The sequence below is a fragment of the Streptomyces ficellus genome, from assembly GCF_030406405.1.
Taxonomy (GTDB): domain Bacteria; phylum Actinomycetota; class Actinomycetes; order Streptomycetales; family Streptomycetaceae; genus Streptomyces; species Streptomyces ficellus_B.
Map to the genome: position 1 here is coordinate 81,818 of NZ_JAUEPL010000017.1, position 26,207 is coordinate 108,024.

21 protein-coding genes are annotated in these 26,207 nt (G+C 70.7%); 5 read left to right on the forward strand and 16 right to left on the reverse strand.

All coding sequences use genetic code 11. The features are described 5' to 3' along the window. Positions 1-6: 6 nt before the first annotated feature. Both QWM81_RS13970 and QWM81_RS13975 read right to left on the reverse strand, forming a co-directional pair. Complete coding sequence (locus QWM81_RS13970; protein WP_290112198.1) at positions 7-363, reverse strand: hypothetical protein; 357 nt, start codon at positions 361-363, stop codon at positions 7-9. Between the two features lie 57 nt (positions 364-420). Then, positions 421-1,362 carry a heme o synthase gene (locus QWM81_RS13975; RefSeq protein WP_290112199.1) on the reverse strand — a complete coding sequence of 314 codons (942 nt, stop codon included), beginning with the start codon at positions 1,360-1,362 and terminating at the stop codon, positions 421-423. Positions 1,363-1,724: 362 nt separating this feature from the next. Here QWM81_RS13975 and tkt point away from each other — a divergent pair, with 362 nt between their 5' ends. From tkt to pgl, 5 genes are read left to right on the forward strand one after another with little or no spacing between them, the layout of a single operon-like run. Further along, on the forward strand, positions 1,725-3,812 hold the full coding sequence (gene tkt, locus QWM81_RS13980; RefSeq protein ID WP_290112200.1) for a transketolase: 2,088 nt from the start codon (positions 1,725-1,727) through the stop codon (positions 3,810-3,812). Between the two features lie 35 nt (positions 3,813-3,847). Continuing rightward, positions 3,848-4,990, forward strand: a complete 1,143-nt coding sequence (gene tal, locus QWM81_RS13985; protein ID WP_290112201.1) for a transaldolase — start codon at positions 3,848-3,850, stop codon at positions 4,988-4,990. Between the two features lie 3 nt (positions 4,991-4,993). Further along, positions 4,994-6,526 carry a glucose-6-phosphate dehydrogenase gene (gene zwf, locus QWM81_RS13990; protein ID WP_290112202.1) on the forward strand — a complete coding sequence of 511 codons (1,533 nt, stop codon included), beginning with the start codon at positions 4,994-4,996 and terminating at the stop codon, positions 6,524-6,526. Further along, positions 6,523-7,665 (forward strand): glucose-6-phosphate dehydrogenase assembly protein OpcA, encoded by a 1,143-nt coding sequence (gene opcA, locus QWM81_RS13995; protein WP_290112203.1) that lies wholly within the window; start codon positions 6,523-6,525, stop codon positions 7,663-7,665. The genes zwf and opcA overlap by 4 nt, the downstream gene beginning before the upstream one ends. Then, on the forward strand, positions 7,662-8,444 hold the full coding sequence (gene pgl / locus QWM81_RS14000; RefSeq protein WP_290112204.1) for a 6-phosphogluconolactonase: 783 nt from the start codon (positions 7,662-7,664) through the stop codon (positions 8,442-8,444). Before opcA ends, pgl begins: the two co-directional genes overlap by 4 nt. Before the next feature lie 33 nt (positions 8,445-8,477). On the opposite strand, the gene QWM81_RS14005 is transcribed toward pgl, so the two are convergent. From QWM81_RS14005 to uvrC, 14 genes are all read right to left on the reverse strand, one after another. Next, complete coding sequence (locus QWM81_RS14005) at positions 8,478-10,085, reverse strand: PH domain-containing protein (protein ID WP_290112205.1); 1,608 nt, start codon at positions 10,083-10,085, stop codon at positions 8,478-8,480. Further along, positions 10,082-10,582, reverse strand: a complete 501-nt coding sequence (locus QWM81_RS14010) for a PH domain-containing protein (protein ID WP_290112207.1) — start codon at positions 10,580-10,582, stop codon at positions 10,082-10,084. The genes QWM81_RS14005 and QWM81_RS14010 overlap by 4 nt, the downstream gene beginning before the upstream one ends. 4 nt (positions 10,583-10,586) lie before the next feature. Next, positions 10,587-12,239, reverse strand: a complete 1,653-nt coding sequence (pgi, locus tag QWM81_RS14015; RefSeq protein WP_290112230.1) for a glucose-6-phosphate isomerase — start codon at positions 12,237-12,239, stop codon at positions 10,587-10,589. 58 nt (positions 12,240-12,297) lie between these two features. Further along, positions 12,298-13,512 (reverse strand): MFS transporter, encoded by a 1,215-nt coding sequence (locus QWM81_RS14020; RefSeq protein WP_290112209.1) that lies wholly within the window; start codon positions 13,510-13,512, stop codon positions 12,298-12,300. Positions 13,513-13,693: 181 nt separating this feature from the next. Continuing rightward, positions 13,694-14,029: an RNA polymerase-binding protein RbpA gene (locus QWM81_RS14025; protein WP_003957010.1), complete on the reverse strand. Its 336-nt coding sequence runs from the start codon at positions 14,027-14,029 to the stop codon at positions 13,694-13,696. Positions 14,030-14,149: 120 nt separating this feature from the next. Continuing rightward, positions 14,150-14,380, reverse strand: a complete 231-nt coding sequence (secG, locus tag QWM81_RS14030) for a preprotein translocase subunit SecG (protein WP_290112232.1) — start codon at positions 14,378-14,380, stop codon at positions 14,150-14,152. A gap of 208 nt (positions 14,381-14,588) precedes the next feature. Then, entirely contained in the window at positions 14,589-15,377 is a 789-nt protein-coding gene (gene tpiA, locus QWM81_RS14035) for a triose-phosphate isomerase (protein ID WP_290112211.1), read from the reverse strand. 6 nt (positions 15,378-15,383) lie between these two features. Beyond that, complete coding sequence (locus tag QWM81_RS14040) at positions 15,384-16,595, reverse strand: phosphoglycerate kinase (protein ID WP_290112213.1); 1,212 nt, start codon at positions 16,593-16,595, stop codon at positions 15,384-15,386. Positions 16,596-16,707: 112 nt separating this feature from the next. Continuing rightward, positions 16,708-17,712, reverse strand: coding sequence for a type I glyceraldehyde-3-phosphate dehydrogenase (gene gap, locus QWM81_RS14045; RefSeq protein WP_290112214.1), 1,005 nt, complete (start codon positions 17,710-17,712; stop codon positions 16,708-16,710). A gap of 183 nt (positions 17,713-17,895) precedes the next feature. Next, on the reverse strand, positions 17,896-20,856 hold the full coding sequence (locus QWM81_RS14050) for a M14 family metallopeptidase (RefSeq protein WP_290112216.1): 2,961 nt from the start codon (positions 20,854-20,856) through the stop codon (positions 17,896-17,898). Between the two features lie 168 nt (positions 20,857-21,024). After that, positions 21,025-22,014, reverse strand: a complete 990-nt coding sequence (whiA, locus tag QWM81_RS14055; RefSeq protein WP_290112217.1) for a DNA-binding protein WhiA — start codon at positions 22,012-22,014, stop codon at positions 21,025-21,027. Next, positions 22,005-23,027, reverse strand: a complete 1,023-nt coding sequence (locus QWM81_RS14060) for a gluconeogenesis factor YvcK family protein (RefSeq protein ID WP_290112219.1) — start codon at positions 23,025-23,027, stop codon at positions 22,005-22,007. Before QWM81_RS14060 ends, whiA begins: the two co-directional genes overlap by 10 nt. Beyond that, positions 23,024-23,977, reverse strand: coding sequence for an RNase adapter RapZ (gene rapZ, locus QWM81_RS14065; RefSeq protein ID WP_290112221.1), 954 nt, complete (start codon positions 23,975-23,977; stop codon positions 23,024-23,026). The genes QWM81_RS14060 and rapZ overlap by 4 nt, the downstream gene beginning before the upstream one ends. Beyond that, positions 23,974-25,992: an excinuclease ABC subunit UvrC gene (gene uvrC / locus QWM81_RS14070; protein WP_290112223.1), complete on the reverse strand. Its 2,019-nt coding sequence runs from the start codon at positions 25,990-25,992 to the stop codon at positions 23,974-23,976. The genes rapZ and uvrC overlap by 4 nt, the downstream gene beginning before the upstream one ends. Positions 25,993-26,207: the final 215 nt, after the last annotated feature.

Genomic DNA, 26,207 nt, shown 5'->3' on the forward strand with positions numbered 1-26,207 from the left:
GTCGTCTCAGTCGTTGGACGGGCCGCCGAGCTGGATGCCGGCCATGCGGCTCCACTCGTACGGTCCGGTGCGCACCTTCGCCGCGAACTCGCCGTCGAAGGCGTCGTGGAGCGTCAGACCCGCCTTCTCGGCGGCGCGCTCGGCCACCTCGTGCGTCGGCGCGACGAGGTCGCCCCAGAAGCCGTCCTGGCCGACGAGCACGATACGGGTGCCCATCTGGCCGAGGTGGGCGAGGTGCCCCTCGGCGCCGCCGTGCTCCTGGGAGAACGCCTGGATCTGCTTGGCGAGCTTGGAGGCCTTGTTCTCGGCCTTCCGCCCGGCCTTGTCCTCCGTGTGCTGGTCGCCCTGCTTGGTGTCTGCCATGAACGGGATGCTACCCACCGGTAGGAAAACCCGCCAGAGCTGTCCGCGCGGCGGGCGTCACCGCAGGAAGGGGTCCACCGCGACCGCCACGAAGAGCAGTGAGACATAGGTGATGGACCAGTGGAACAGCCGCATCTCCTTGAGCTTGCCGCCCGTCTCGCCCGCCTTGGCGCGGTTCTGGAGCCCGTGCGCCTCCCACAGCCACCAGCCGCCGGTCGCCAGCGCGACCGCCGTGTAGAACCAGCCGGTGTACCCCAGCGGCGTCAGCAGCAGGGAGACGGCGACCATCACCCAGCTGTAGAGGACGATCTGCCGGGCCACCACCTTGTTGGAGGCGACCACGGGGAGCATGGGCACGCCCACGCGCGCGTAGTCCTCCTTCACCTTCATCGACAGCGGCCAGTAGTGCGGCGGCGTCCAGAAGAAGATGACGAGGAAGAGGATGACGGCGGCCCAGGACATGGAGTTCGTGACGGCGGACCAGCCGATGAGGACGGGCATGCAGCCCGCGATGCCGCCCCACACGATGTTCTGCGCGGTGCGCCGCTTGAGGATCATCGTGTAGACCACGACGTAGAACAGCAGCGCGCCGAGCGAGAGCCAGGCGGAGAGCCAGTTGACGAGCAGTCCGAACCAGAGCGTGGAGACGACGGCGAGGGTGAGGCCGAAGACCAGGCCCTCGCGGGGCGACACCATGCCGGTGACCAGCGGCCGCTGCGACGTACGGTCCATCAGGGCGTCGATGTCGCGGTCGATGTACATGTTCAGCGCGTTGGCGCCGCCCGCCGAGAGGTAGCCGCCGAGGCAGGTGTTGATCACGAGCCACAGGTCGGGTACGCCCTGTTCGGCGAGGAACATCACCGGCACCGTGGTGATCAGCAGCAGTTCGATGATCCGCGGCTTCGTCAGCGCGACGAACGCCTTGACGCGGGCCCCGAATGGCCGCTTGCCCGTGCTCCTGTCGAGCACACCCGCCGGACGGGATTCGACGGCCGTCACGCACACCCCTGACAGAGACATCCCAGCGAGCAGCACCGGACGGGAGAGGTGAAGGCCCGGTAAAGGCTCGCGCGTACCACGCCACTCTAGACGTTGCCCATACCTCGCCCTCCGCCGGGGTGGGGTCGTGTTGATGAGGGCCCCGCAAAGGGTCGATCGAACGCTCGGATGAGCGATCGGATGAGCGGCTCCGTATTCACTTGCCGAATGCCGTCCTGCCCAGTCAGGAGGCGGATCGCGGCCGATCCCCTCACTCTGGAATGACTCGAAAAAATGGACGTTCTCGCGGGGGTAGGCTCGACAGCGGCCGGTGGTATTCACGTCACCGGCATTCGACATGTGGAGAGGAGCCCTGACCCAGGGTGAGCACCAAGCCGACCACCACAGACCTCGAGTGGACCGAGTTGGACCAGCGGGCCGTCGACACCGCCCGCATCCTGGCCGCCGATGCCGTACAGAAGGTCGGCAACGGCCATCCCGGTACGGCCATGAGCCTGGCCCCGGCCGCCTACACCCTCTTCCAGAAGGTGATGCGGCACGACCCGGCGGACGCCGACTGGACCGGGCGCGACCGTTTCGTGCTGTCCGCCGGACACTCGTCCCTGACGCTGTACATCCAGCTGTACCTGGCCGGGTTCGGCCTGGAGCTGGACGACCTGAAGGCCTTCCGCACCTGGGGCTCCAAGACCCCGGGCCACCCGGAGTACGGCCACACGGTCGGCGTCGAGACGACGACCGGGCCGCTGGGCCAGGGTGTCGCCAACGCCGTGGGCATGGCCATGGCCGCCCGCTACGAGCGCGGCCTGTTCGACCCCGAGGCGGCGCCCGGCACCTCGCCGTTCGACCACTTCATCTACTGCGTCGCCGGTGACGGCTGCCTCCAGGAGGGCATCTCCGCGGAGGCGTCCTCGATGGCCGGGCACCAGAAGCTCGGCAACCTGATCATGCTGTGGGACGACAACCACATCTCGATCGAGGGCGACACCGAGACCGCCGTCTCCGAGGACACGGTGAAGCGGTACGAGGCGTACGGCTGGCACGTGCAGCGCGTGGAGCCCAAGGAGAACGGCGACCTGGACCCGCGGGCGCTGTTCGACGCCATCCAGGCCGCCAAGGCCGAGACCTCGCGCCCGTCGTTCATCGCGATGCGCTCGATCATCGCCTGGCCGGCGCCCAACGCGCAGAACACCGAGGCGGCGCACGGCTCGGCGCTCGGCGACGAGGAAGTGGCGGCCACCAAGCGCGTCCTGGGCTTCGACCCCGAGAAGTCCTTCGAGGTGGCGGACGAGGTCATCGGCCACACCCGTCAGGCCCTGGACCGCGGCCGTGAGGCCCGCGCCGAGTGGGAGAAGCGGTTCCAGGAGTGGCGCAGCGCCAACCCGGAGCGCGCCGCCGAGTTCGACCGCATCGCCTCGGGCGAGCTGCCGACCGGCTGGGAGGAGAAGCTCCCCGTCTTCGAGACCGGCAAGTCCGTCGCCACCCGTGCCGCGTCCGGCAAGGTCCTCCAGGCGCTCGGCGCGGTCATCCCCGAGCTGTGGGGCGGCTCCGCCGACCTGGCGGGCTCCAACAACACCACGATCGACAAGACGTCGTCGTTCCTCCCCGAGGGCAACCCGCTGCCCGAGGCGGACCCGTACGGCCGCACCATCCACTTCGGCATCCGTGAGCACGCCATGGCCGCGGAGATGAACGGCATCGCGCTGCACGGCAACACCCGTATCTTCGGCGGCACCTTCCTGGTGTTCTCCGACTACATGCGCAACGCCGTCCGCCTCTCCGCGCTGATGCACCTGCCGGTGACGTACGTGTGGACGCATGACTCCATCGGTCTGGGCGAAGACGGCCCGACGCACCAGCCGGTCGAGCACCTGGCCTCGCTGCGCGCCATCCCGGGCCTGAACATCGTGCGCCCGGCCGACGCCAATGAGACGGCGGTCGCCTGGCGCGAGATCCTGCGCCGCTGGACCAAGGAGTTCGGCAAGGGCGCCCCGCACGGTCTGGCGCTCACCCGCCAGGGTGTGCCGACGTACGAGTGGAACGACGACGCCGCGCGCGGTGGCTATGTGCTGTTCGACGCCGAGGGTGGTGACGCCCAGGTCGTGCTGATCGCCACCGGCTCCGAGGTGCACCTGGCCGTGGAGGCCCGTGAGCAGCTCCAGGCGGAGGGCGTCCCGACCCGGGTGGTGTCGATGCCGTCCGTCGAGTGGTTCGAGGAGCAGGACCAGGGGTACCGGGATGCGGTGCTGCCGCCGTCGGTGAAGGCGCGCGTCGCGGTCGAGGCCGGCGTCGGTCTGACCTGGCACCGGTACGTCGGTGACGCGGGTCGCATCGTTTCGCTGGAGCACTTCGGGGCTTCGGCGGACGGCAAGGTGCTCTTCCGCGAGTTCGGCTTCACTGCGGAGAATGTGGCCGCCGCCGCCCGGGAATCGCTGGCCGCCGTAGCGCGCTGACGCCGGTATACGAACGACTAGGAGATGCAATTCTCATGACAGACGCACTCAAGCGCCTCTCCGACGAAGGCGTCGCGATCTGGCTGGACGACCTGTCGCGCAAGCGGATCACGTCCGGCAACCTCGCCGAGCTGATCGACCAGCAGCACGTGGTCGGTGTCACCACCAACCCGTCGATCTTCCAGAAGGCGATCTCGCAGGGTGACGGCTACGACGTCCAGCTGTCGGACCTGGCGGCCCGTGAGGTGACCGTCGAGGAAGCCATCCGCATGATCACGACGGCGGACGTGCGGGACGCGGCCGACATCCTGCGCCCGGTCTTCGACGCGACCCAGGGCCAGGACGGCCGGGTCTCCATCGAGGTGGACCCGCGCCTGGCGCACAACACCAAGGCGACGGTCGCCGAGGCCAAGCAGCTGGCGTGGCTGGTGGACCGGCCGAACACGCTGATCAAGATCCCGGCCACCGAGGCGGGTCTGCCGGCGATCACCGAGACGATCGGTCTCGGCATCAGCGTCAACGTCACGCTGATCTTCTCGCTGGAGCGCTACCGCAAGGTCATGGACGCCTACCTGGCCGGTCTGGAGAAGGCCAAGGAGCGCGGGCTGGACCTGTCGAAGATCCACTCGGTGGCGTCCTTCTTCGTCTCCCGCGTGGACACCGAGATCGACAAGCGGCTGGACTCCATCGGCACCGACGAGGCCAAGGCGCTGCGCGGCAAGGCCGCCCTCGCCAACGCCCGCCTGGCGTACGAGGCGTACGAAGAGGTGTTCGGCTCTGTCGACGAATCGACACCGTCCGGTGAGCGCTGGGCGGCCCTGGACCGGGCGCAGGCCAACAAGCAGCGTCCGCTGTGGGCCTCGACGGGCGTGAAGGACCCGGCGTACAAGGACACGATGTACGTCGACGAGCTCGTCGCCCCGGGCACGGTGAACACCATGCCGGAGGCCACCTTGGAGGCGGTCGCCGACCACGGTTCGATCACCGGCAACACGATCGCGGGCACGTACGACCAGGCGCGCGCCGATCTGGCGGCCCTGGAGAAGCTCGGCATCAGCTACGACGACGTGGTCCGGCTGCTGGAGGACGAGGGCGTCGACAAGTTCGAGGCGTCCTGGAACGACCTGCTCAAGTCGACCGAGGCGGAGCTCAAGCGCCTCGCCCCTTCGGAGGCGTAGACCTTGACCGGTTCCCACGGAGCTAACCCGCTCCGTGACGCCGCAGACCGACGGCTCCCGCGTATCGCGGGGCCGTCGGGCCTGGTGATCTTCGGCGTCACGGGCGATTTGTCCCGCAAAAAGCTGATGCCTGCCGTGTACGACCTCGCCAACCGAGGTCTGCTCCCGCCGGGTTTCTCGCTGATCGGGTTCGCCCGTCGCGAGTGGGCGGACGAGGACTTCGCGGACGAGGTGTACCAGGCGGTCAAGCAGCACGCGCGTACGCCCTTCCGTGAGGAGGTCTGGCAGCAGCTCAGCCAGGGCATGCGCTTCGTCCAGGGCAACTTCGACGACAACGAGGCGTTCGAGACCCTGAAGAAGACGATGGAGGAGCTCGACCAGGCCCAGGGCACCGGCGGCAACTTCGCGTTCTACCTCTCCGTACCGCCCAAGTTCTTCCCCGTCGTCGTCCAGCAGCTGAAGAAGCACGGACTGGCCGACCAGAAGGACGGCTCCTGGCGGCGCGCGGTCATCGAGAAGCCCTTCGGGCACGACCTGACCTCCGCGAAGGAGCTCAACTCGATCGTCCACGAGGTGTTCGCCCCGGACCAGGTCTTCCGGATCGACCACTACCTGGGCAAGGAGACCGTCCAGAACATCCTGGCCCTGCGGTTCGCCAACACCCTCTTCGAGCCGATCTGGAACCGGTCGTACGTCGACCACGTACAGATCACCATGGCCGAGGACATCGGCATCGGCGGCCGCGCCGGGTACTACGACGGCATCGGCGCCGCGCGGGACGTCATCCAGAACCACCTCCTCCAGCTGCTCGCGCTGACCGCGATGGAGGAGCCCGCCTCCTTCGACGCGGACGCGCTCGCCGCCGAGAAGACCAAGGTGCTGGGCGCGGTGAAGCTGCCCAAGGACCTGGGCAAGTCCACGGTGCGCGCCCAGTACGCGGCCGGGTGGCAGGGCGGCGCGAAGGCCGTCGGCTACCTGGAGGAAGAGGGCATCGACCCGCAGTCCAAGACCGACACCTACGCCGCGATCAAGCTGGAGATCGACAACCGCCGCTGGGCGGGCGTCCCCTTCTACCTGCGCACCGGCAAGCGGCTCGGCCGCCGGGTCACCGAGATCGCGGTGATCTTCCAGCGCGCCCCGCACTCCCCGTTCGACCACACGGCCACGGAGGAGCTGGGCCAGAACGCCCTGGTCATCCGGGTCCAGCCGGACGAGGGCGTGACCATGCGGTTCGGCTCCAAGGTGCCGGGCACGTCGATGGAGGTCCGGGACGTCTCGATGGACTTCGCGTACGGCGAGTCCTTCACCGAGTCCAGCCCCGAGGCGTACGAGCGGCTGATCCTCGACGTCCTGCTCGGCGACGCCAACCTCTTCCCGCGCACCGAGGAGGTCGAGCTGTCCTGGAAGATCCTCGACCCGATCGAGCAGTTCTGGGACCGGCACGGCAAGCCCGCGCAGTACGAGGCCGGGACCTGGGGTCCGGTCGAGGCGGACGAAATGCTCGCACGAGACGGACGGAGCTGGCGCCGGCCATGAAGATCGACCTTACGGACACCACGTCCAGCAAGATCAACAAGGCGCTGGTGCAGGGGCGGCGGGCCATCGGTACGCCGGCCGTCGGCATGGTGCTCACCCTGGTCATCGTCACGGACGAGGAGAACGCCTACGACGCGCTCAAGGCCGCCAACGAGGCGTCCCGCGAGCACCCGTCGCGCAAGCTCGTGGTCATCAAGCGGGTCTCGCGCTCGCCGCGTGACCGTGCGAAGGCGCGCCTGGACGCCGAGGTGCGGGTGGGCGCGGACGCGGGCACCGGCGAGACGGTGGTGCTGCGGCTGTACGGCGAGGTGCTCAACCACGCCCAGTCCGTGGTCCTGCCGCTGCTGCTGCCGGACGCCCCGGTGGTGGTCTGGTGGCCGGTGGCCGCTCCGACCGACCCGGCGCACGACCCGCTGGGTGCCCTCGGGCAGCGGCGCGTCACCGACACCTACGCCTCCGAGGACCCGGTGCGCGAGCTGGCCGCCCGGGCCGAGGCGTACACGCCGGGCGACACGGATCTGTCCTGGACGCGGATCACGCCGTGGCGTTCGATGCTGGCGGCGGCGCTGGACCAGGTCACCTGCGAGGTGACGGCGGCCGAGGTGGAGGGCGAGGAGTTCAACCCGAGCGTCGAACTGCTGGCCATGTGGCTGGCGGACCGGCTGAAGATCCCGGTGAAGCGCTCCACGTCGCACGGGCCCGGCCTGACCGCCGTACGCATGGAGACCAACTGCGGCCCGATCGTGCTGGACCGGCCGGACGGCTCGCTGGCCACGCTGTGCATCCAGGGGCAGCCGGACCGTGCCGTGGCGCTGAAGCGGCGCGAGACCTCCGAGCTGATCGCGGAGGAGCTGCGGCGCCTGGACCCCGACGACACCTACGCGTCGGCGCTGCGGTACGGCGTGGACCGGCTCGGCGAGCTGGCGCGGTCGGGCGGCCGGGCACAGCCCAAGGCGAAGGGGTCCGGGGCGGCGGAGTCCGGGGCCGAGCAGTCCGGGGCGACGGGGTCCGGGGCCGAGGACTCCCGGGCGACGGAGTCCGGGGCGCAGGGGTCGCAGGCGCAGGCCTCGGGTGCCGGGGCCCCCGCCGGGAAGAAGGCCGCGGCCAAGTCGCCGGCCAAGAAGGCGGCCGCCAAGTGAGTGCTCCGCAGCTCGTCGTCCACCACGACAAGGAGCTGATGGCCCAGGCCGCGGCGGCCCGGCTGATCACGAAGATCGTGGACGCCCAGGCCGCCCGCGGCTTTGCCTCGGTGGTCCTGACGGGCGGCCGCAACGGCAACGGCCTGCTCGCCGCGCTCAGTTCGGCTCCCGCCCGGGACGCGATCGACTGGGCGCGCCTGGACCTATGGTGGGGCGACGAGCGGTTCCTGCCGGAGGGCCACCCCGACCGGAACGACACCCAGGCCCGCGAGGCGCTGCTCGACCGCGTCCCGTTGGACCCGGCGCGGGTGCACACCATGCCGGTGGCGGGCGGCGCGTACGGCGCGGACGCGGATGCCGCCGCCGCCGCGTACGCGGAGGAACTGGCCGCCGCCGCGGGGCCCGAGGACCATGGGCCGGTGCCGAGGTTCGACGTCCTGATGCTGGGCGTCGGCCCGGACACGCATGTCGCCTCGCTCTTCCCGGAGTACCCGGCGGTGCGGGAGACGGAGCGTACGGTGGTGGGCGTCCACGGCGCCCCGAAGCCGCCGCCGACCCGTATCTCGCTGACGCTCCCGGCGATCCGGGCGGCACGTGAGGTGTGGCTGCTGGCGGCGGGCGAGGACAAGGCGAAGGCGGCGGCGATCGCGCTGTCGGGCGCGGGCGAGGTCCAGGCCCCGGCCGCGGGCGCGTACGGACGCTCGCGGACGCTGTGGCTGCTGGACGCGGCGGCGGCCTCGCTGCTGCCGCGCGACCTGTACCCGCCGGCGACCTCCTGACCTTCCGCCACCTGCGCGGGGTCCAGGCCCGGTTCACCCCTTCGGTGGACCGGGCCTTTCGCTGCCCCGTTCTCCGCTGCCCCGCTCCAGGAACGGTTCCAGCAGTCCGGGGACGGCTGCCGCGGCGAAGGCGGTCCCCTCCTCCTGGTCGGCGTCGTGAATGTCGTACGCGCCCGCGCCCGCCGCCGTTGTCGCGGTCAGCGTGATGAGGCCCGCCCGGCGCTGGACGTACGACTGCTTGACCGTCCAGCCGATCACCCCGCCGCGCTGGAGGGCGACGGTGGCACGGCGTACCGTGCCGGAGCGGGCGACCAGGTAGTCGCCGCTCAGGCCATGGCCCAGGCTCCGGTAGGCGTCGAGGGCGAGCAGCACGGCGAGCGGCAGCCCCACCACCGCGCACGCCGCCGCGACATACAGCAGTACGTCGGCGACGGCGGCGCCCAGGACCGCGAGGACCAGGACCGGGAGCAGGGCGGCGCCCAGCGACCAGCGCAGCCGCCGGGTGCGGGCGGCGCGCGGGTGACCGGTGAGCGGCGCGCCCGTGGGGGACACCGTTTCCCTGAGCACCCGTGCGGCGACGTCGTCCGCCAGGGCGCGCGGGACGGCGGGCAGCAGCGTCTTGTGGTCGGCGTGCTTGTCGTCCTCAGCCTTGGCCAGGCCGGTAGCGACCGCGTCGATCCTGGCCGCCCGGCACAGCCGGACGCCGAGCGGCTCGACGAGCTCCACACCGCGCAGGCGCCGCTCCTCGATGGAGATCGAGCGGGCGGTCAGCAGACCGCGCCGGACCCTGAGCGTGCCGCCGGGCTCACGCTCCAGCCGGTAGTTCCACCACATCTCGACCCACAGGCCGAGCGCGCCGACGGCACCCGCGACAAGCGCCGCCACGGCGAGGACCAGGACGATCCAGATGGCCGGTGTGTCCCGGAACCGGTCACCCACCCAGTCGATGACCCGGTGCTGGGCGCCGAACCAGTCGCTGACCTGCATCACGCCGCCCGCCGCCGCGCCGCCGAGCAGCGGGGCGACGAACGATAGGGGGGCGTACCGGATCCAGCGGGGGTCCAGCCGGGCGAGCTCGCCGTCGCGGTGCGCCTCGGCGGCCGGCGACGGGGCCCTGTCGAGCAGTTCGCGGCGCAGCCGCTCGCCCTCGGCCCTGCTGACGGGGTGCAGTTCCAGCGTGGACTCGCCGCCGCCGGTGTGCTCCCCCGTACCGATACGGACCTTCACCAGGCCGAGGAGGCGCAGCAGCGGATTGGCCGTCAGGTCGACGCTGCGGATCCGTTCCCGTGCCAGGGAGCGGCGTTTGACCAGCAGCAGCCCGGTGTGGAGCTCGGCGCGCTCGGGGCCGATGCGGTAGCGGGTGCGCGTCCAGCGCACGTACTCCACCGCCGCCCCGCCCGCCACCAGCAGCACGGCCCCGGCCGGCAGCAGGAGCAGGCCCGTGCCGCGCCGCGCCCCGCTGCCGAACCACACGCCCCCGGACAGCCCCAGCAGCACCGGGACGCAGGCACCGGCCGCGACCCCGGCCATGACGAGGGCGGTGACGAGCACTGCCCGCTTGTCCAGCCGCGCCCACCCGTCGCCGTCCCCGCCGGGTGCCGGGCCGGTCGTGCCGTGGTCGGCGCCGCCGGGCTCGGTCATGTCGCGTCCCCGGGGGTGGCCTGGGTGATCCGGGTCAGCCGCTGGGCGAGTTCCGCCGCCAGTTCGTGGTCGAGGCCCTCGATCCGGATGGCGCCCTTCGCGGAGGCGGTGGTCACGGTGACCGTGGCGAGCCCGAACGCCTGCTCCAGCGGCCCGCGTATGGTGTCCACGGTCTGGATGCGGGACATCGGCGCGATCCGCCACTCCTGCCAGAAGGCCCCGGTCCGGACGTAGACGGCCTCGTCCGTGACCTCCCAGCGGTGCACCGTGAACCACCAGCGGGGGAAGAACGCGGTGCAGGCGAGCCCGGCCACGGCGAGGGCGGCCGCAAGCGCCGACAGCCCTGGCCGAGCGGGCTCGATGAGCACGGCCGGCACGGCCGCTACCACCACGGGCACCACCGTCAGCAGCAGCAACCGCGTGCGCCACCAGCCGACGGCCCGCTCGTTCAGCGTGTTGTTCGGCGGCCGCAGCCGCACCGCGTCCTCCCCCGTCATCGGTTCAGCGCCCTCGGAGCGTCCGGTACGTGGCGGCCAGCGTGGCCGTCGAGCTGTCCAGCTGCTCGCCGCCCTCGCCCCGGGTCAGCACGGGCTCAATCTTCTTGGCCAGCACCTTGCCGAGCTCGACGCCCCACTGGTCGAACGAGTCGATGTTCCAGATGGCGCCCTGCACGAAGACCTTGTGCTCGTACAGCGCGACCAGCTGGCCCAGCACGGACGGTGTCAGCTCGTCCGCGAGGATCGTCGTGGTGGGGTGGTTGCCGCGGAAGGTCTTGTGCGGCACCAGCTCCTCCGGTACGCCTTCGGCCCGTACCTCCTCGGGTGTCTTGCCGAAGGCCAGCGCCTGGGTCTGGGCGAAGAAGTTGGCCATCAGCAGGTCGTGCTGGGCCACCAGACGGGGCTCCAGGTCGGCGACCGGCTTGGCGAAGCCGATGAAGTCGGCCGGGATGACCTTGGTGCCCTGGTGGATCAACTGGTAATAGGCGTGCTGCCCGTTGGTGCCGGGCGTGCCCCAGACGACCGGGCCGGTCTGCCAGTCGACCGGGTTGCCCTCGCGGTCCACGGACTTGCCGTTGGACTCCATGTCGAGCTGCTGGAGGTACGCCGTGAACTTCGACAGGTAGTGGCTGTAGGGCAGGACGGCGTGCGACTGGGCGCCGAAGAACTCCCCGTACCAGACGCCGAGCAGGCCGAGCAGCAGCGGCGCGTTCTCCTCGGGCGGAGCGGTACGGAAGTGCTCGTCGACGAGGTGGAAGCCGTCGAGCATCTCGCGGAAGCGGTCCGGGCCGATGGCGATCATCAGCGAGAGACCGATCGCGGAGTCGTAGGAGTACCGGCCGCCGACCCAGTCCCAGAACTCGAACATGTTGGCCGTGTCGATGCCGAAGTCATCGACCTTCTCGGCATTGGTCGACAGGGCCACGAAGTGCTTGGCGACGGCCTCCGGGCCGGCCCCGAGCCCGGTGAGCAGCCAGTCCCGGGCGGAGGTGGCGTTGGTGATGGTCTCGATGGTGGTGAACGTCTTGGAGGCGATGATGAAGAGCGTCTCGGCGGGGTCCAGGTCACGGACCGCCTCGTGCAGGTCGGCGCCGTCGACGTTCGAGACGAAACGCACCGTCAAGTCCCGCTTGGTGTAGGACCGCAGCGCCTCGTACGCCATCGCCGGGCCCAGGTCGGAGCCGCCGATACCGATGTTGACGACGTTCTTGATGGGCTTCCCGGTGTGCCCGGTCCACTCACCCGACCGGATCCGCTCCGAGAACGCGGCCATCTTGTCCAGCACCGCGTGCACGCCCGGCACCACGTTCTCGCCGTCGACCTCGATCACGGCGTCACGCGGGGCGCGCAGCGCCGTGTGCAGGACCGCGCGGTTCTCCGTCGTGTTGATCTTCTCTCCGCGGAACATCGCGTCCCGCAGCTCCGCCACCCCGCTCGCCGCGGCCAACTCGCGCAGCAGCGCCAGCGTCTCGTCGGTCACGAGGTGCTTGGAGTAGTCCAGATACAGATCGCCGACGCGCAGGGTGTACCCGGTGCCTCGCGCCGGGTCGGCGGCGAACAACTCGCGCAGACGCGTCTGCCCCAGCTGCTCCCGGTGCTTGCCGAGAGCGGTCCACTCGGGCATCTGGTTCAGCCTGGTACGGCCTTCTGCGTTCATCTCCGACATCAGCCCACTTCTTCTCGTACCTGCCTGCTTGCCCCGCTGCACTCCCAACCTAATTGATCTGCCGCGCCAACGAGGCGACGGCCACCGTGAACAGTCCGGCCGCCAGCAGCGCGGGCGTGTTCGCTCCCCAGGCCGCCGCCACCGCGCCGCCCAGCAGGGCGCCGAGCGGGGCGCCGCCGATCGCCAGCGTGCGGAACGCGGCGCTGATCCGGCCGAGCATCCCCTCGGGGGCGCGCTCCTGCATGAGCGTGGCCTGGTTGACGTTCCACACCATCCCCATCAGCCCGAACAGCGCCAGCGCCACCGTCGTCACCCACAGCTCGCGCACCGAGCCCATGACCGCGAGGGCCCCGGCCTGGACCGCTCCGGCCACGAAGACCGCCCGTATACGGCCGGTCCGCTCGGCGATCCGCCGGGCGAGCAGCCCGCCCAGGACGCTGCCCGCGCCGTACGCGGTGATGGCCGCGGCATAACCGCCCTCGCCCGCCCCCAGCCAGCCGGTGACGTGCAGCACCAGCGTCGCGATGAGCGCGCCCACGCCTACGTTCGTCAGGGTCGTGGCCACGCACAGCCCGCGCTGCGCCCGGTCCCGCCATAAGAAGCGCAGCCCTTCGGCGATCTCCACCCGCAGGGTGGAACCGGCCGCGCGGGCCGCCCGCTCGGGCGCCGCCACCCGCAGCGAGGCCACCAGCAGCGCCGCGAGGACATATGTGGCCGCGTCCGCCGCGTACGGCACGGCGGCCCCCGCCAGCAGCAGCGCCGGCACCAGCGGGGCCGCCAGGAAGCCGCCCGCCACCTGCTGGCCGGTCATGAGCCGGGCATTGGCGCTCGCCAGCGCCTCGGCCGGCACCAGCGACGGCAGCAGGGAGGTCGCCGCGTTGTCGAACAGGGTCTGGAGGGTGGTGAGCGCGAAGGCGAGCACGATCAGCAGGGCGATGGACGCGTGCCCCAGGGCGACCGCCACCGCGAACGCCGCCATGAGCGCGCCTCGCACCAGGTCCACGGCCCACATGGCGCGCCGCTGGTCCACCCGGTCGGCGACGGCCCCGCCGAGCAGGCCGAACAGCAGCCACGGCAGAAAACCGCACGCCGTGACGGCCGCGATCAGCAACGGGTCGCGCGTCAGTGAGACCGCCAGCAGCGGCATCGCCGCCGTACGCAGCGAGTCACCGAACTTGGAGACGACCGCGGCCGCCCACAGCCTCCCGAACCCGCCCCGCCACGCCGGCACCCGCAGGATGCCCACCGACTCCGCTGTCGTCACGGTCCCCCCTCACCGCCCGGATGATGACTCACCCACGACGGTAGAGGTCACCACTGACAACGCGGGGGCCCACGGCGGCCGCCGTGGGCCACACCAAGCCGAGCGCAGGCCACAAAGGGCACGAAAACGGCCCTGCCGGTGGGATCCGCCCGGATCCACCCGCAGGGCCCTGCTCAACTCTTCAGATCTCGCCGCGCAGTTTGGCGAGCGCCTCGGCCAGGATCGCCTCGCCGTCCGCGTCGCTGCGCCGCTCCCGTACGTACGCGAGGTGCGTCTTGTAGGGCTCGGTGCGCGGCGGGTCCGGCGGGTTGTCCCGGTCCTGGCCGGCCGGGAACCCGCAGCGCGGGCAGTCCCAGGTGTCGGGGACCTGTGCGTCACTGGCGAAGCTCGGCTGCGTCTCGTGCCCGTTCGAGCACCAGAAGGAGATGCGGAGTCGCGGCGCGGACTCGCCCCGCTCGGCCTCCCCCATCGGCCCCGCTCCGACCCGGCTTCCCCGGATCGCGTTGCCACTTGCCACGGTTGTAACTCCCTGCGTGATGGTGCCCGAAGATGCCCCAGTCTACGTAAGGCCCAACGCGCGTCCAGTGATAGGAGTTACCCCCCTGCCCGGAACGCGGAACCGGCGATCACCGATGACTCAGTTGTCCAGTTTCATCAGAAGTGCAAGTACGACAATGCACGCGAACCACAGCAGACCGACGACCACGGTGATGCGGTCCAGGTTGCGCTCGGCGACCGAGGAGCCACCGACGGAGGACTGCATACCGCCACCGAACATGTCGGAGAGGCCGCCGCCCTTCCCCTTGTGCATCAGCACGAGCAGCATCAGCAGCGCGCTGAAGACCATCAGGGCGATCGAGAACCCCATAACCACGGCTGGACCCTACTTCCTGGCAATTCTCGGACTTCTACGGACGACGGGGGCCCAGGCCCGCCCACGCGGCGCTGCCGCATCTGGACTGTGAGCCTCGGCCCCCGCAAGGGTACGACGGATCCGCCCTACCGCATACTCGCACCTATCGGTTCGCCTCCGGGGCGCCCGCCCCCTGTGCCGGCAGTGGCCGGGCCCCATCGGCTCACTGGTCGCGGAACCGGACGATCTTGACGAACTCGTCGGCGTCCAGCGACGCGCCACCGACCAGGGCGCCGTCCACATCGGGCTGCGCCATGATCGCGGCGACGTTCGAGCCCTTGACGGAGCCGCCGTACTGGATGCGGACCTTGTCGGCCAGCTCCTGCGAGTACAGCTCGGCGAGCCGTCCGCGGATCGCGCCGCAGACCTCCTGCGCGTCCTCGGGGGTGGCGACCTCGCCGGTGCCGATGGCCCACACCGGCTCGTAGGCGATCACGATGGTCTCGGCCTGCTCGGCCGGGATGTCCTTCAGGCCGCCGTCGAGCTGCGCGAGCGTGTAGGAGACCTGGTCACCGGCCTTGCGGACGTCCAGGCCCTCACCGACGCAGAGGATCGGGGTCAGGCCGTGCCGGAAGGCGGCCTTCACCTTGGCGTTGCAGAGCTCGTCGGTCTCGGCGTGGTACTGCCGGCGCTCGGAGTGGCCGACGACCACGTACGAGCACTTCAGCTTGGCCAGCATCGCGCCGGAGATCTCACCGGTGTACGCGCCGGAGTCGTGCGCCGAGAGGTCCTGGGCACCGTACTTGATCTTGAGCTTGTCGCCGTCGACCAGGGTCTGTACGGACCGGAGGTCGGTGAAGGGCGCGAGGACGGAGACCTCGACGGCCTCGTAGTCCTTGTCGCTGAGGGCGAAGGCGAGCTTCTGGACGTGGGCGATGGCCTCGAGGTGGTTGAGGTTCATCTTCCAGTTGCCCGCCATCAGCGGGGTGCGGCCCTGTTCCAAGGCAGTCATTAAGGGTCAGTCCTCCAGTGCGGCGAGGCCGGGGAGCGTCTTGCCTTCGAGGTATTCGAGGCTCGCACCGCCGCCGGTCGAAATGTGGCCAAAAGCGTTCTCGTCGAAGCCCAGCGTGCGGACCGCGGCGGCCGAGTCGCCACCGCCGACGACGGTGAAGGCGTCACTGTCGACAAGCGCCTGGGCGATGGCACGGGTGCCACCGGCGTAGTCGGGGTGCTCGAAGACACCGAGCGGACCGTTCCAGAAGATCGTCGCCGCGTCGGCGAGCTTGGACGCGTACAGCTCGCGGGTCCTCGGGCCGATGTCCAGGCCCTCCTTGTCGGAGGGGATCTTGTCGGCGTCGACGGTGACGTGGTCGGCGGGGGCCTTGGTCTTCAGGTCCGGGAACTCCGCGGCGGCCAGGATGTCGACCGGGAGGACCAGCTCGACGCCGTTCTTCTCGGCGCGCTGCATGTACTCGGTCACGATCGGGACCTGGTCCTCCTGCAGGAGGGAGATGCCGACCTCGTACCCCTTGGCCTTGAGGAAGGTGTACGCCATGCCGCCGCCGATCAGCAGGCGGTCGGCCTTGTCGAGCAGCTGGTCGATCACGGCGAGCTTGTCGGAGACCTTCGCGCCGCCGAGCACGACGACGTAAGGGCGCCGGACGTCCTCGGTGAGCTTCCTCAGGACGCCGACCTCGGTGGCGATCAGGTAACCGGCGTACTTGGGCATCAGGCGCGGCAGCTCCGCCACGGAGGCGTGCTGACGGTGCACGGCGCCGAAGCCGTCGCCGACGTACACGTCCGCGAAGGCGGCGAGGCGGGCGGCCAGTTCCGCGCGCTCGGCGGGGTCCTTGGAGGTCTCACCGGGGTGGAAGCGGAGGTTCTCCAGGACGGCGACCTGGCCGTTGTCCAGCCCTGCCACGGCCGCGTGGGCCTCGGAGCCGATGGTGTCCCCGGCGAAGGCGACCGGCCGGCCGAGGAGCTCGCCGAGCCGGGAGGCGGCGAAGCGCAGCGTGAACGCCGGGTCCGGGGCGCCCTTGGGGCGGCCGAGGTGCGAGGCCACGACGACCTTGGCACCGGCGGCGGTCAGCGCCTTGATGGTCGGCAGGACGGCGCGGATGCGGCCGTCGTCGGTGATGGTGGTGCCGTCCTGCGGCACGTTGAGGTCGGCGCGGACGAATACCCGCTTGCCTTCGACCCCTTGGCGGAGAAGATCGTCGATCGTCTTCATCTGTCCTGTTTCTCCTTGAAGATCAACACAAGCGACAGGGCTCGTACAGCGCGGCGTTGCGCTGCCCGAGCCCTGTGCTCACATCGAGGTGCCTGCCCTGTCGCTCAGTCGCTCAGAGCCGGCCGCCGACGAAGACGGTGAGGTCGACGAGGCGGTTGGAGTAGCCCCACTCGTTGTCGTACCAGCCGACGACCTTGACCTGCTTGCCCTGGACCATGGTGAGCTGCGAGTCGAAGGTGCAGGAAGCCGGCCAGTTGACGATGTCCGAGGAGACGATCGGGTCCTCGGTGTACTCGAGGATGCCCTTGAGCTGACCCTCGGCGGCCTTCTGGAACGCCGTGTTGATCTCGTCCCTGGTGACCTCGCGGTCCAGCTCCAGGACCAGGTCGGTGACCGAACCGGTCGGGACGGGGACGCGCATGGCGATGCCGTCGAGCTTGCCCTTGAGCTGCGGAAGGACCAGGGCGGTGGCCTTGGCGGCACCCGTCGAGGTCGGGATGATGTTCTCCGCGGCGGCGCGGGCGCGGCGCAGGTCCTTGTGCGGGAAGTCCAGGATGCGCTGGTCGTTGGTGTACGCGTGGACCGTCGTCATCATGCCCTTGACGATGCCGAAGTTCTCGTCGAGGACCTTGGCCATCGGCGCCACGCAGTTGGTGGTGCAGGAGGCGTTGGAGATGACGTGGTGGTTGGCCGCGTCGTACGTGTCCTGGTTGACACCCATGACAATGGTGATGTCCTCATCGCTGGCCGGAGCCGAGATGAGGACCTTCTTGGCGCCGCCGGCGATGTGCTTCTCGGCGTCGGCCTTCTTGGTGAAGATGCCGGTCGACTCGATGACGATGTCGACGCCCAGCTCGCCCCACGGGATGTCGGCCGGGTTGCGCTCGGACAGCACCTTGATGGTGTGGCCGTCGACCGTGATGGTGTCGGCGGTGTGGCTGACCTCGGCCTTGAGACGACCCAGAATGGTGTCGTACTTCAGCAGGTGAGCGGTGGTCGCGGTGTCACCCAGGTCGTTGACAGCCACGATCTCGATGTCTGCACCCTGCTCCAGCAGCGCGCGGAAGTAGTTACGACCGATGCGGCCAAAGCCGTTGATGCCTACGCGGATCGTCACGAAACCGATCTCCTCGTTGGTACGCCGGTTTTCGACGCCGGCGAGTTGTATGGGATGTCCCCGACCGCTTACGACCCTACCTCCCTCCAGGGGGTGGAGTGACATCGAGCGCACCCGTACGACTCCGGAGCCCGTACCTACCGATGGGTACGGGCTCCGGCCCCCTGGTCCGACTACCGAGTGTCAGCGGCGGAGGGCGGCGAGCGCCTTCCCGACCAGCCGCTTGCGCTCGGCGGCGCTGGGTACGTGCTCCAGTCCGAAGCCGAGCAGCACGGTGTCGCGGGTGGTCACGGCCGCCCGGGAGTGGTAGAGGGCGGGCGACCTGACCCAGTCGGCGGCGTTGCCGGGGCTGCCGGCCGGCGGGCCGGGGACGGACCAGGCGCCGAGGGAGGTCTCGAAGCCCTCGCTCTCCCGGACGGTGCCGCCGGTGACCAGCTTGGTGTCGTCGGCGAAGACGCCCGTCCCGCCGGTTCCGGGGTCGGAGATGTACGAGACGGACAGCTCGACCCGCTTGCCCGCGTAGGCGCTCAGGTCGACGGCGACGGGCTGCCAGCCGCCCGATACGCCGGTGAAGGCGTGCCAGGCGCCGGTGGTGCCGGTGGCGGTGCAGCCACCGGAGCCGAGGGTCAGGTAGTGCGCGAGGAAGGGGTGCCCGGCGATGTAGTAGCCCTCGGCGCAGTCCGCCGGAACCTCGGTGGACGTGTGGCCGTTGGCATCCGGCAGGGTGGTCCAGTCGTCGTCGCCCACGGTGTGCGCCTCGACGACCACGTTGTCGTAGCCGGGCTCGGTGTCGTGGCTGAGCCGGAAGTGGAGCGTGGGCTTGGCCGCGGCGTCCGTGCCGGTCAGGTCGACGGTCCGGGTGAGCCGCATCCAGGCGTTGTCGACGTGGCGGGCGGCGGCGAAGGACGAGCCCTCGTACGGCTCGAAGGGGGTGCGTACACCGGGGTAGTCACCGGCGGGCGCGCTGCGGAACTGCGGGAACCGCTTCGGGTCGAGGGTGTCGGAGGTGACGGTGTAGGCGCCGGCGCCGTCGAGCGGGTTGCCCGGCGCGTCACCGAGGGCCGCGTTCGTACCGGCGAAGGGGCCGACGCCCCGGAAGGAGCCGGGCGAGCGCATTCCGGCGCGCTGGTAGGCGCCGAGGTAGTACTGGGCGAAGTCGTTGGAGTCGGCGCGTCCGATGTCCACCGGGCCGCCGGAGTTCTCGCCCGCGTTGATCAGCTTGCCGCCCTCGTTGAGGTAGTCGCGCACCGCGAGCATGGTGGCGCCGGCGGGCCGGTCGGCGCCGGTGTACCAGACGACGCTTTCGAAGTGGCCGAGCACGCCCAGTGGGTGCGGGGCGCCCTTGACGGCGACGTCCCAGACCGCTGCCTTGCGTCCGTTGTCGGCGAGCGCCCTGGTGTACGCGGCCGTATGGCGGGCCGGCGTGGTGCCGCCCTCGTCGGCGAGGACGAGTGTGTCGCCGCGCGGCCGTTCCGCGATGGTGTACGTGAACGGGGTGGACGCCACGCGCTTGCCGTCGCGGGTGCGGGCGGTGAACCAGACCTCGACCGTGTCGCCCGGCTCGCCGTCCTGGACCTCGGCCCGGTACTCGTCGTAGTAGAGGTTGTCCTCGCCTCCGTAGGTCTCGCCGCCCTCCCAGGCTTCGAGGCGCTGGTCGTGCGTACGTCCGCCGTTGACGCGGTACTTGAGCTCCTTGTCCCGCAGGGACTTGCGGGCGGTGACGGCGACTTCCTGGTCGTCGCCGTCGTACGCGTAAGAGGTGGTGAAGGTGTCGGGGACGAAGGGGGGCGCGTCGGCGCCGACCGGGGAGACCGGGTTGTCGGGGCGGGCGGCGGACTCGGCGACGGCGAGCGCGAACGGGATGTTCTTGGCGAACTCCTGCTGGATCAGCTTCTCGTCGTCGGGGAAGGTGAAGATGGAGGCGCAGTCGGCCGGTTCCCAGGCGTCATTGGGGTCGACGCGGGAGGCGGTGGCGCAGGTGGACATCTCCGGGGTGAACATCTGCATGCCGTTGACGTTGGCCGCGTGCCCGTCGGATTCGCCGTTGGTGGTGTAGAGCTCGGAGGAGACCTGTGGGCGGTAGCCGGGGACGGCGGGTTCGGCCGGGGTGCCGGCCAGGGCCTTGAGGGCGACGTCGTCCGGGGTGTCGGTGGCGACCTGCCAGCCGACGCCGTACAGGATGAGCTGGGCGGCGGAGTGGTAGTTGATGCCGTACTGGAAGCCGATGCGCTTCTGGAAGGCGTCGAGCGCCCTGGTCTCCGGCTCGGACATCGGGCCGGTGCCGCGGTAGGTCTCGTCGGCGGGGTCGGGTGACGAACCCTCGTTGTCGTAGCCCCACTTGTACGAGAAGTTGCGGTTGAGGTCGACGCCGTCGCCCGGGGCGATCTTCCCGTCGCCGTTGTTGTCGCGCAGGTTCTTGCGCCACTGGCGGTTGGCGGGGTCGGCGTGGGTGAAGTCGTAGCCGTCCGGGTTGGCCGAGAGCACGAACCACAGTTCGGTGGTGTCGACGATCCTCGTGAGGCGCGGGTCCTTGCCGTAGCCGGCGAGGTAGTGGTGGAGCAGGCGCCGGGTCATTTCCGGGGTGATCCACTCGCGGGCGTGCTGGTTGGAGAGGTACAGGGTGGCGGGTTTGGCGCCGTCCTTGTACTTCTTGGCGCCCTTGCTCAGTTTGAGGGCGAGGATGTCCTGGCCCTTGAGGGTCTTGCCGATGCTGATGACCTTGGTGAGGCCCGGGTGGGCCCGCGCGGTCGCCAGGATCTCCCGCTTGAGCCCGTTGTCGCCGCCGTACGGGCGGAAGACGCCGTCTCCCGCGGCCGTGACGCGCTTGTCGGCGGTGGCCGTGAGGGTGTGCTCTCTGATGCCCACACCCTTGGCGCGCAGCGCCTCCGCCTGCCGCTCGGTGAGGTACAACTCGATGGTGGCGGTGCCCTTTTCGGGCACCTGTTCGCTCAGCTCATGACCGTCGGTGCCGGCTTCGAGGAGCAGGGGTACCTGTTCCTTGCTCACCTGGGCGTGCCATACGGAGAGGCTGTCGCCGTCTCCGGTGCTCGCACCGGGCCGCTCCGCCCCGGCGACGGGTGCCGCCGCCAGTCCGGCCACCAGCAGTGAAGCCGCGGCGAGGATCGATCTCGCGCTGCGTCTCATAAGCCCCCCTGACTGTTGTCTGCCACGAAAGTGGACAGGCGCCAGGCTCATGACTCTCCATGATCATGTCAATACCGCGGGCAGGGAACCCGGCCGGTTGCCGCGACCGGTGCTGCCGGCGCCCTTCGGGGACGCCGGCAGCGGTGGACAGGGGGCGGGGGCTTGGCGTCAGCCGACGAGGCCGTCGGCCATCTCCTCCGTCAGGTTGCACTCCGTGCCCGGGATGCCCAGGTCCTGGGCCCGCTTGTCGGCCATCGCCAGAAGCCGGCGGATGCGGCCGGCGACCGCGTCCTTGGTGAGCGGCGGGTCGGCCAGCGCGCCCAGCTCCTCCAGCGACGCCTGCTTGTGCTCCATGCGCAGCCGCCCGGCCGCCGCCAGGTGCTCGGGCACCTCCTCGCCGAGGATCTCCAGCGCGCGCTGCACCCGGGCGCCGGCCGCGACCGCGGCGCGGGCCGAGCGGCGCAGGTTGGCGTCGTCGAAGTTGGCCAGGCGGTTGGCGGTGGCGCGGACCTCGCGGCGCATCCGCCGCTCCTCCCAGGCCAGCACCGAGTCGTGTGCGCCGAGCCGGGTCAGCAGGGCGCCGATCGCGTCGCCGTCCCGTACCACCACGCGGTCCACGCCCCGTACCTCACGGGCCTTCGCGGGGATCGACAGCCGCCGGGCCGCGCCGACCAGCGCGAGCGCGGCCTCCGGGCCCGGGCAGGTGACCTCCAGCGACGAGGAGCGGCCGGGCTCGGTCAGCGAGCCGTGCGCCAGGAAGGCGCCGCGCCAGGCCGCCTCCGCGTCACAGGTGGCACCGGAGACGACCTGCGGCGGCAGGCCCCGGATAGGGCGGCCGCGGCCGTCGACCAGACCGGTCTGGCGGGCCAGCTGGTCGCCGCCGGCCACCACACGTACGACGAAGCGGGAGCCGCGCCGCAGCCCGCCCGGGGCCATCACGATCAGCTCGGAGTTGTGGCCGAAGATCTCCGCGATGTCCCGCTTGAGGCGGCGGGCCGCCATCGCGGTGTCCAGCTCCGCCTCGATCACGATCCGCCCGCTGACCAGGTGCAGTCCGCCCGCGAACCGCAGGATCGACGAGACCTCCGCCTTTCTGCAGCAGGTCCGGGTGACGGGGAGCCGGGAGATTTCGTCCTTCACCGCTGCCGTCATCGCCATGGGCCGATCCTTCCATGCATCCGAAAAATACGGTCGTACGCGGCGGCCAGCAGCTCCGGGTCGTGCTTCGGAGAGCCGTCCTTCCTGGCCACCGGGGCAAACTCGACCGCGGCACCGAGACGCTTGGCGGCGTCCGCGAGTGATTCACGGTCCGGCACCGCGGCTTCGTCGGCCAGCACCACGTCCAGGGCGAGTTTAGGGGCGTGTCGTCCCAAAACCTCCAAATGACGCTGCGGAGAGAAGCCTTCCGTTTCTCCCGGCTGCGGCGCGAGGTTCAGCGACAGGACGCGGCGGGCCTTCGTCTCGACGAGGGCCTCCAGCAGCTCGGGCACCAGCAGATGCGGGATCACCGAGGAGAACCAGGAGCCGGGGCCGAGCACCACCCAGTCCGCGTCGAGCACGGCGGCGACCGCCTCGGGCACGGCGGGCGGGTCGTTCGGCACGAGGTGCACCGACTGCACCTCGCCCGGGGTCAGCGCCACGGTCGCCTGGCCGCGGACGGTGTCCACCTCGTCCGGGCGCTCGGGGTCATGGCCCTTGACCAGCGCCTGGAGCTCCAGCGGCACGGCCGACATGGGCAGCACCCGGCCGTGCGCGCCCAGCAGCTTGCCGACCAGGTCCAGGGCCTGGACGTGGTCGCCGAGCTGCTCCCACAGGGCGACGATCAGCAGGTTGCCGACCGCGTGCTCGTGCAGGTCGCCCCTGGACTGGAAACGGTGCTGGATGACGCGGGACCAGGTCTGGCCCCAGTCGTCATCGCCGCACAGCGCCGCCAGGGCCTTGCGCAGGTCCCCGGGCGGCAGCACGCCCAGCTCCTCCCGGAGCCGGCCGCTGGATCCGCCGTCGTCGGCGACCGTGACCACGGCGGTCAGGTCGCCGGTGATGCGGCGCAGCGCGGTGAGGGACGCGGACAGGCCCATGCCGCCGCCGAGGGCGACGACCTTGGGCTGGGCTCCGCGTCTGCGGAGCGTACGAACGGAAAGGGACCTCGTACGCCGGCGGTACTGCTTCACTCGCGCCCCATGTCCCGGTGCACGACGACGGTCTCGACCCCTTCGGACGCGAGCCGGGCGGCGAGCTTCTCGGACATGGCGACGGAACGGTGCTTGCCGCCCGTGCAGCCGACCGCGACCGTGACGTACCGCTTGCCCTCGCGGCGGTAGCCGGCGGAGATCAGCTGGAGCAGCTCGGTGTACCGGTCGAGGAACTCCTTGGCGCCGGGCTGGTTGAAGACGTAGCCCGACACCTCCTCGTTGAGCCCGGTGAACGGGCGCAGCTCCGGCACCCAGTGCGGGTTGGGCAGGAAGCGGCAGTCCACGACCAGGTCGGCGTCGACCGGCAGGCCGTACTTGTAGCCGAAGGACATGACCGTGGCGCGCAGCTCCGGCTCCTCGTCGCCGGCGAACTGGGCGTCCATCTTGGCGCGCAGCTCGTGGACGTTGAGGCTGGAGGTGTCGATCACCAGGTCCGCGTCGCCGCGCAGCTCGCGCAGCAGGTCGCGCTCGGCCGCGATACCGTCCACGATCCGGCCGTCGCCCTGGAGCGGGTGCGGACGGCGCACCGACTCGAAACGGCGGACCAGGGCGTCGTCGGACGACTCCAGGAAGACGATCCGGCGGGTGACCTGCTTGGCGTCGAGGTCCGCGAGGGACTCCCGCAGGCTCTCGAAGAACTGGCGGCCACGTACGTCGACCACGACGGCGATGCGCGCCACATTGCCCTGCGAGCGGGCGCCGAGCTCCACCATGGTGGGGATCAGCGCGGGCGGCAGGTTGTCCACGACGAACCAGCCGAGGTCCTCCAGGCACTTGGCGGCGGTGCTGCGGCCGGCGCCGGACATGCCGGAGATGATCACCAGCTCGGGGATGGCCGCTTCGGCGGCCTCGCCAGGCTCGATCGTCGTGCCCGTACTCACGTCTGCTGCTCCGTCTTCTCGGTCCGCTGCCGGGTCGTGCTCAGTCATGACTGTTCGCCCGTCCATCGCTGTGTTCCCCCGTCGTCCTCTTCAATGATCTCTCCTGTCGCCGTGTTCACGGCGGGAGCGGTGGCCGGGACCGCCTGGGCCAGGGCCACGGCCACGGCTTCGGCGGTCTTCCGGCCGAGGCCCGGCACCTCGCAGATCTGCTCGATGGTGGCCTGCCGCAGCCGCTTCACCGAGCCGAAATGCTTGATCAGGGCCTGTTTGCGGGTGTCCCCGAGGCCGGGGACCGCGTCCAGCGGGCTGGTGCGTATCCGCTTGTGGCGCTTGGTGCGCTGGTACCGGATCGCGAAATCGTGAGCCGTGTCACGGACCCGCTGGAGGAGGTACAGGCCCTCGCTGGAGCGGGGCAGCACGACGGGGTCGTCGTCGCCGGGCAGCCAGACCTCTTCCAGGCGCTTGGCGAGACCGCAGACCGCGACGTCGTCGATGCCCAGCTCGTCCAGGGCCCGCTGAGCGGCGGCGACCTGCGGGCGGCCGCCGTCGACCACGACGAGCTGCGGCGGATAGGCGAACTTCTTCGGCCTGCCGTCGTCCTCCGGCAGGTCCGCCGGGACCTCACCGCCCTCGCCGTCCTCGGCCACCCATTCGCCGGTCTTCTCCTTCTCCGCGAGGTACCGCCTGAAGCGGCGGGTGATCACCTCGTGCATGGAGCGGACGTCGTCCTGGCCCTCGAAGCCCTTGATCTGGAAGCGGCGGTACTCGCTCTTGCGGGGCAGGCCGTCCTCGAAGACGACCATGGAGGCGACGACGTCCTCGCCCTGGAGGTGGGAGATGTCGAAGCACTCGATGCGCAGGGGAGCCGTGTCCAGGCCGAGGGCCTCGGCGATCTCCTCCAGCGCCCGGGAGCGGGTGGTCAGGTCGCTGGCGCGCTTGGTCTTGTGCAGGACGAGGGCCTGCTGGGCGTTGCGCCCGACCGTCTCCATCAGCGCCTTCTTGTCGCCGCGCTGCGGGATGCGCAGCGAGACGTTCGACCCGCGGCGGTCGCTGAGCCACTGCGTGATGGCGTCCAGGTCCTCGGGGAGGGCGGGGACGAGCACCTCCTTGGGGACGGCGTCGCCGCTCTCCTCGCCGTACAGCTGCTGGAGCGCGTGCTCGACGAGCCCGGCCGTGTCCACGGCCTCGACCTTGTCGGTGACCCAGCCGCGCTGGCCGCGCACCCGGCCGCCGCGGACGTGGAAGATCTGCACGGCGGCTTCCAGCTCGTCCTCGGCCACGGCGATCAGGTCGGCGTCGGTGGCGTCGGCGAGGACGACGGCGCTCTTCTCCATGGCCCGCTTCAGGGCCTCTATGTCGTCGCGGAGCCGGGCGGCCTTCTCGTACTCCATGTCCTCGGCCGCCACCATCATGTCCTTCTCCAGGCGGCGGATGTACGTGCCGGTGCGGCCGGCCATGAAGTCGCAGAACTCCTCCGCCAGTTCGCGGTGCTCCTCGGGGCTGACCCGGCCCACGCACGGCGCCGCGCACTTGTCGATGTACCCCAGGAGGCAGGGGCGGCCGGTGCGCTCGGCGTTCTTGAACACCCCGGCCGAGCACGTACGTACGGGAAAGACGCGCAGCAGCAGGTCGACCGTGTCGCGGATGGCCCAGGCGTGGCTGTACGGACCGAAGTACCGCACGCCCTTCTTCTTCTGGCCCCGCATGACCTGCACCCGCGGGAATTCCTCATTGAGGGTGACGGCCAGATACGGATAGCTCTTGTCGTCGCGGTACTTGACGTTGAACCGGGGGTCGAACTCCTTGATCCACGAGTACTCCAGCTGGAGCGCCTCGACCTCGGTGGAGACGACGGTCCACTCGACGGAGGCGGCGGTCGTGACCATCGTGCGCGTGCGCGGGTGCAGGCCCGCCAGGTCCTGGAAGTAGCTGGCGAGCCGCTGGCGCAGGGACTTCGCCTTCCCGACGTAGATCACCCGGCGGTGCTCGTCACGGAATTTGTAGACCCCCGGCGAGTCGGGGATCTGTCCCGGCTTGGGGCGGTAGCTGGAGGGGTCTGCCATGCCTCACACCCTACTTGCGCCCGCTGACATCGCGGGCGTCCGCAGGACGTCCGCGGACGGCCCGTGGAACGTCCGCGGAGGGCCTCCGGTGGGGGCGGAGGCCCTCCGCGGGGTGGAGCGCCGGCGTCCCGTGCCGCCCGGCGCGAGGTGCGGCGGCGGAGGCGGGCGGCACGGGGTCCGGCGGCACGGGGTCCGGCGGCTCGGGGCCCGGCGGG

Bases quoted from the DNA above. Each gene is read 5' to 3' on its own strand.
- QWM81_RS14050 (WP_290112216.1), bottom strand. From the start codon at position 20,856: ATGAGACGCAGCGCGAGATCGATCCTCGCCGCGGCTTCACTGCTGGTG.
- rapZ (WP_290112221.1), bottom strand. From the start codon at position 23,977: ATGACTGAGCACGACCCGGCAGCGGACCGAGAAGACGGAGCAGCAGAC.
- QWM81_RS14010 (WP_290112207.1), bottom strand. From the start codon at position 10,582: ATGACGGGGGAGGACGCGGTGCGGCTGCGGCCGCCGAACAACACGCTG.
- QWM81_RS13970 (WP_290112198.1), bottom strand. From the start codon at position 363: ATGGCAGACACCAAGCAGGGCGACCAGCACACGGAGGACAAGGCCGGG.
- secG (WP_290112232.1), bottom strand. From the start codon at position 14,380: ATGGGGTTCTCGATCGCCCTGATGGTCTTCAGCGCGCTGCTGATGCTG.
- tpiA (WP_290112211.1), bottom strand. From the start codon at position 15,377: ATGACTGCCTTGGAACAGGGCCGCACCCCGCTGATGGCGGGCAACTGG.
- QWM81_RS14005 (WP_290112205.1), bottom strand. From the start codon at position 10,085: ATGACCGAGCCCGGCGGCGCCGACCACGGCACGACCGGCCCGGCACCC.
- pgi (WP_290112230.1), bottom strand. From the start codon at position 12,239: ATGAACGCAGAAGGCCGTACCAGGCTGAACCAGATGCCCGAGTGGACC.
- uvrC (WP_290112223.1), bottom strand. From the start codon at position 25,992: ATGGCAGACCCCTCCAGCTACCGCCCCAAGCCGGGACAGATCCCCGAC.
- tal (WP_290112201.1), top strand. From the start codon at position 3,848: ATGACAGACGCACTCAAGCGCCTCTCCGACGAAGGCGTCGCGATCTGG.
- whiA (WP_290112217.1), bottom strand. From the start codon at position 22,014: ATGGCGATGACGGCAGCGGTGAAGGACGAAATCTCCCGGCTCCCCGTC.
- opcA (WP_290112203.1), top strand. From the start codon at position 6,523: ATGAAGATCGACCTTACGGACACCACGTCCAGCAAGATCAACAAGGCG.
- QWM81_RS14040 (WP_290112213.1), bottom strand. From the start codon at position 16,595: ATGAAGACGATCGACGATCTTCTCCGCCAAGGGGTCGAAGGCAAGCGG.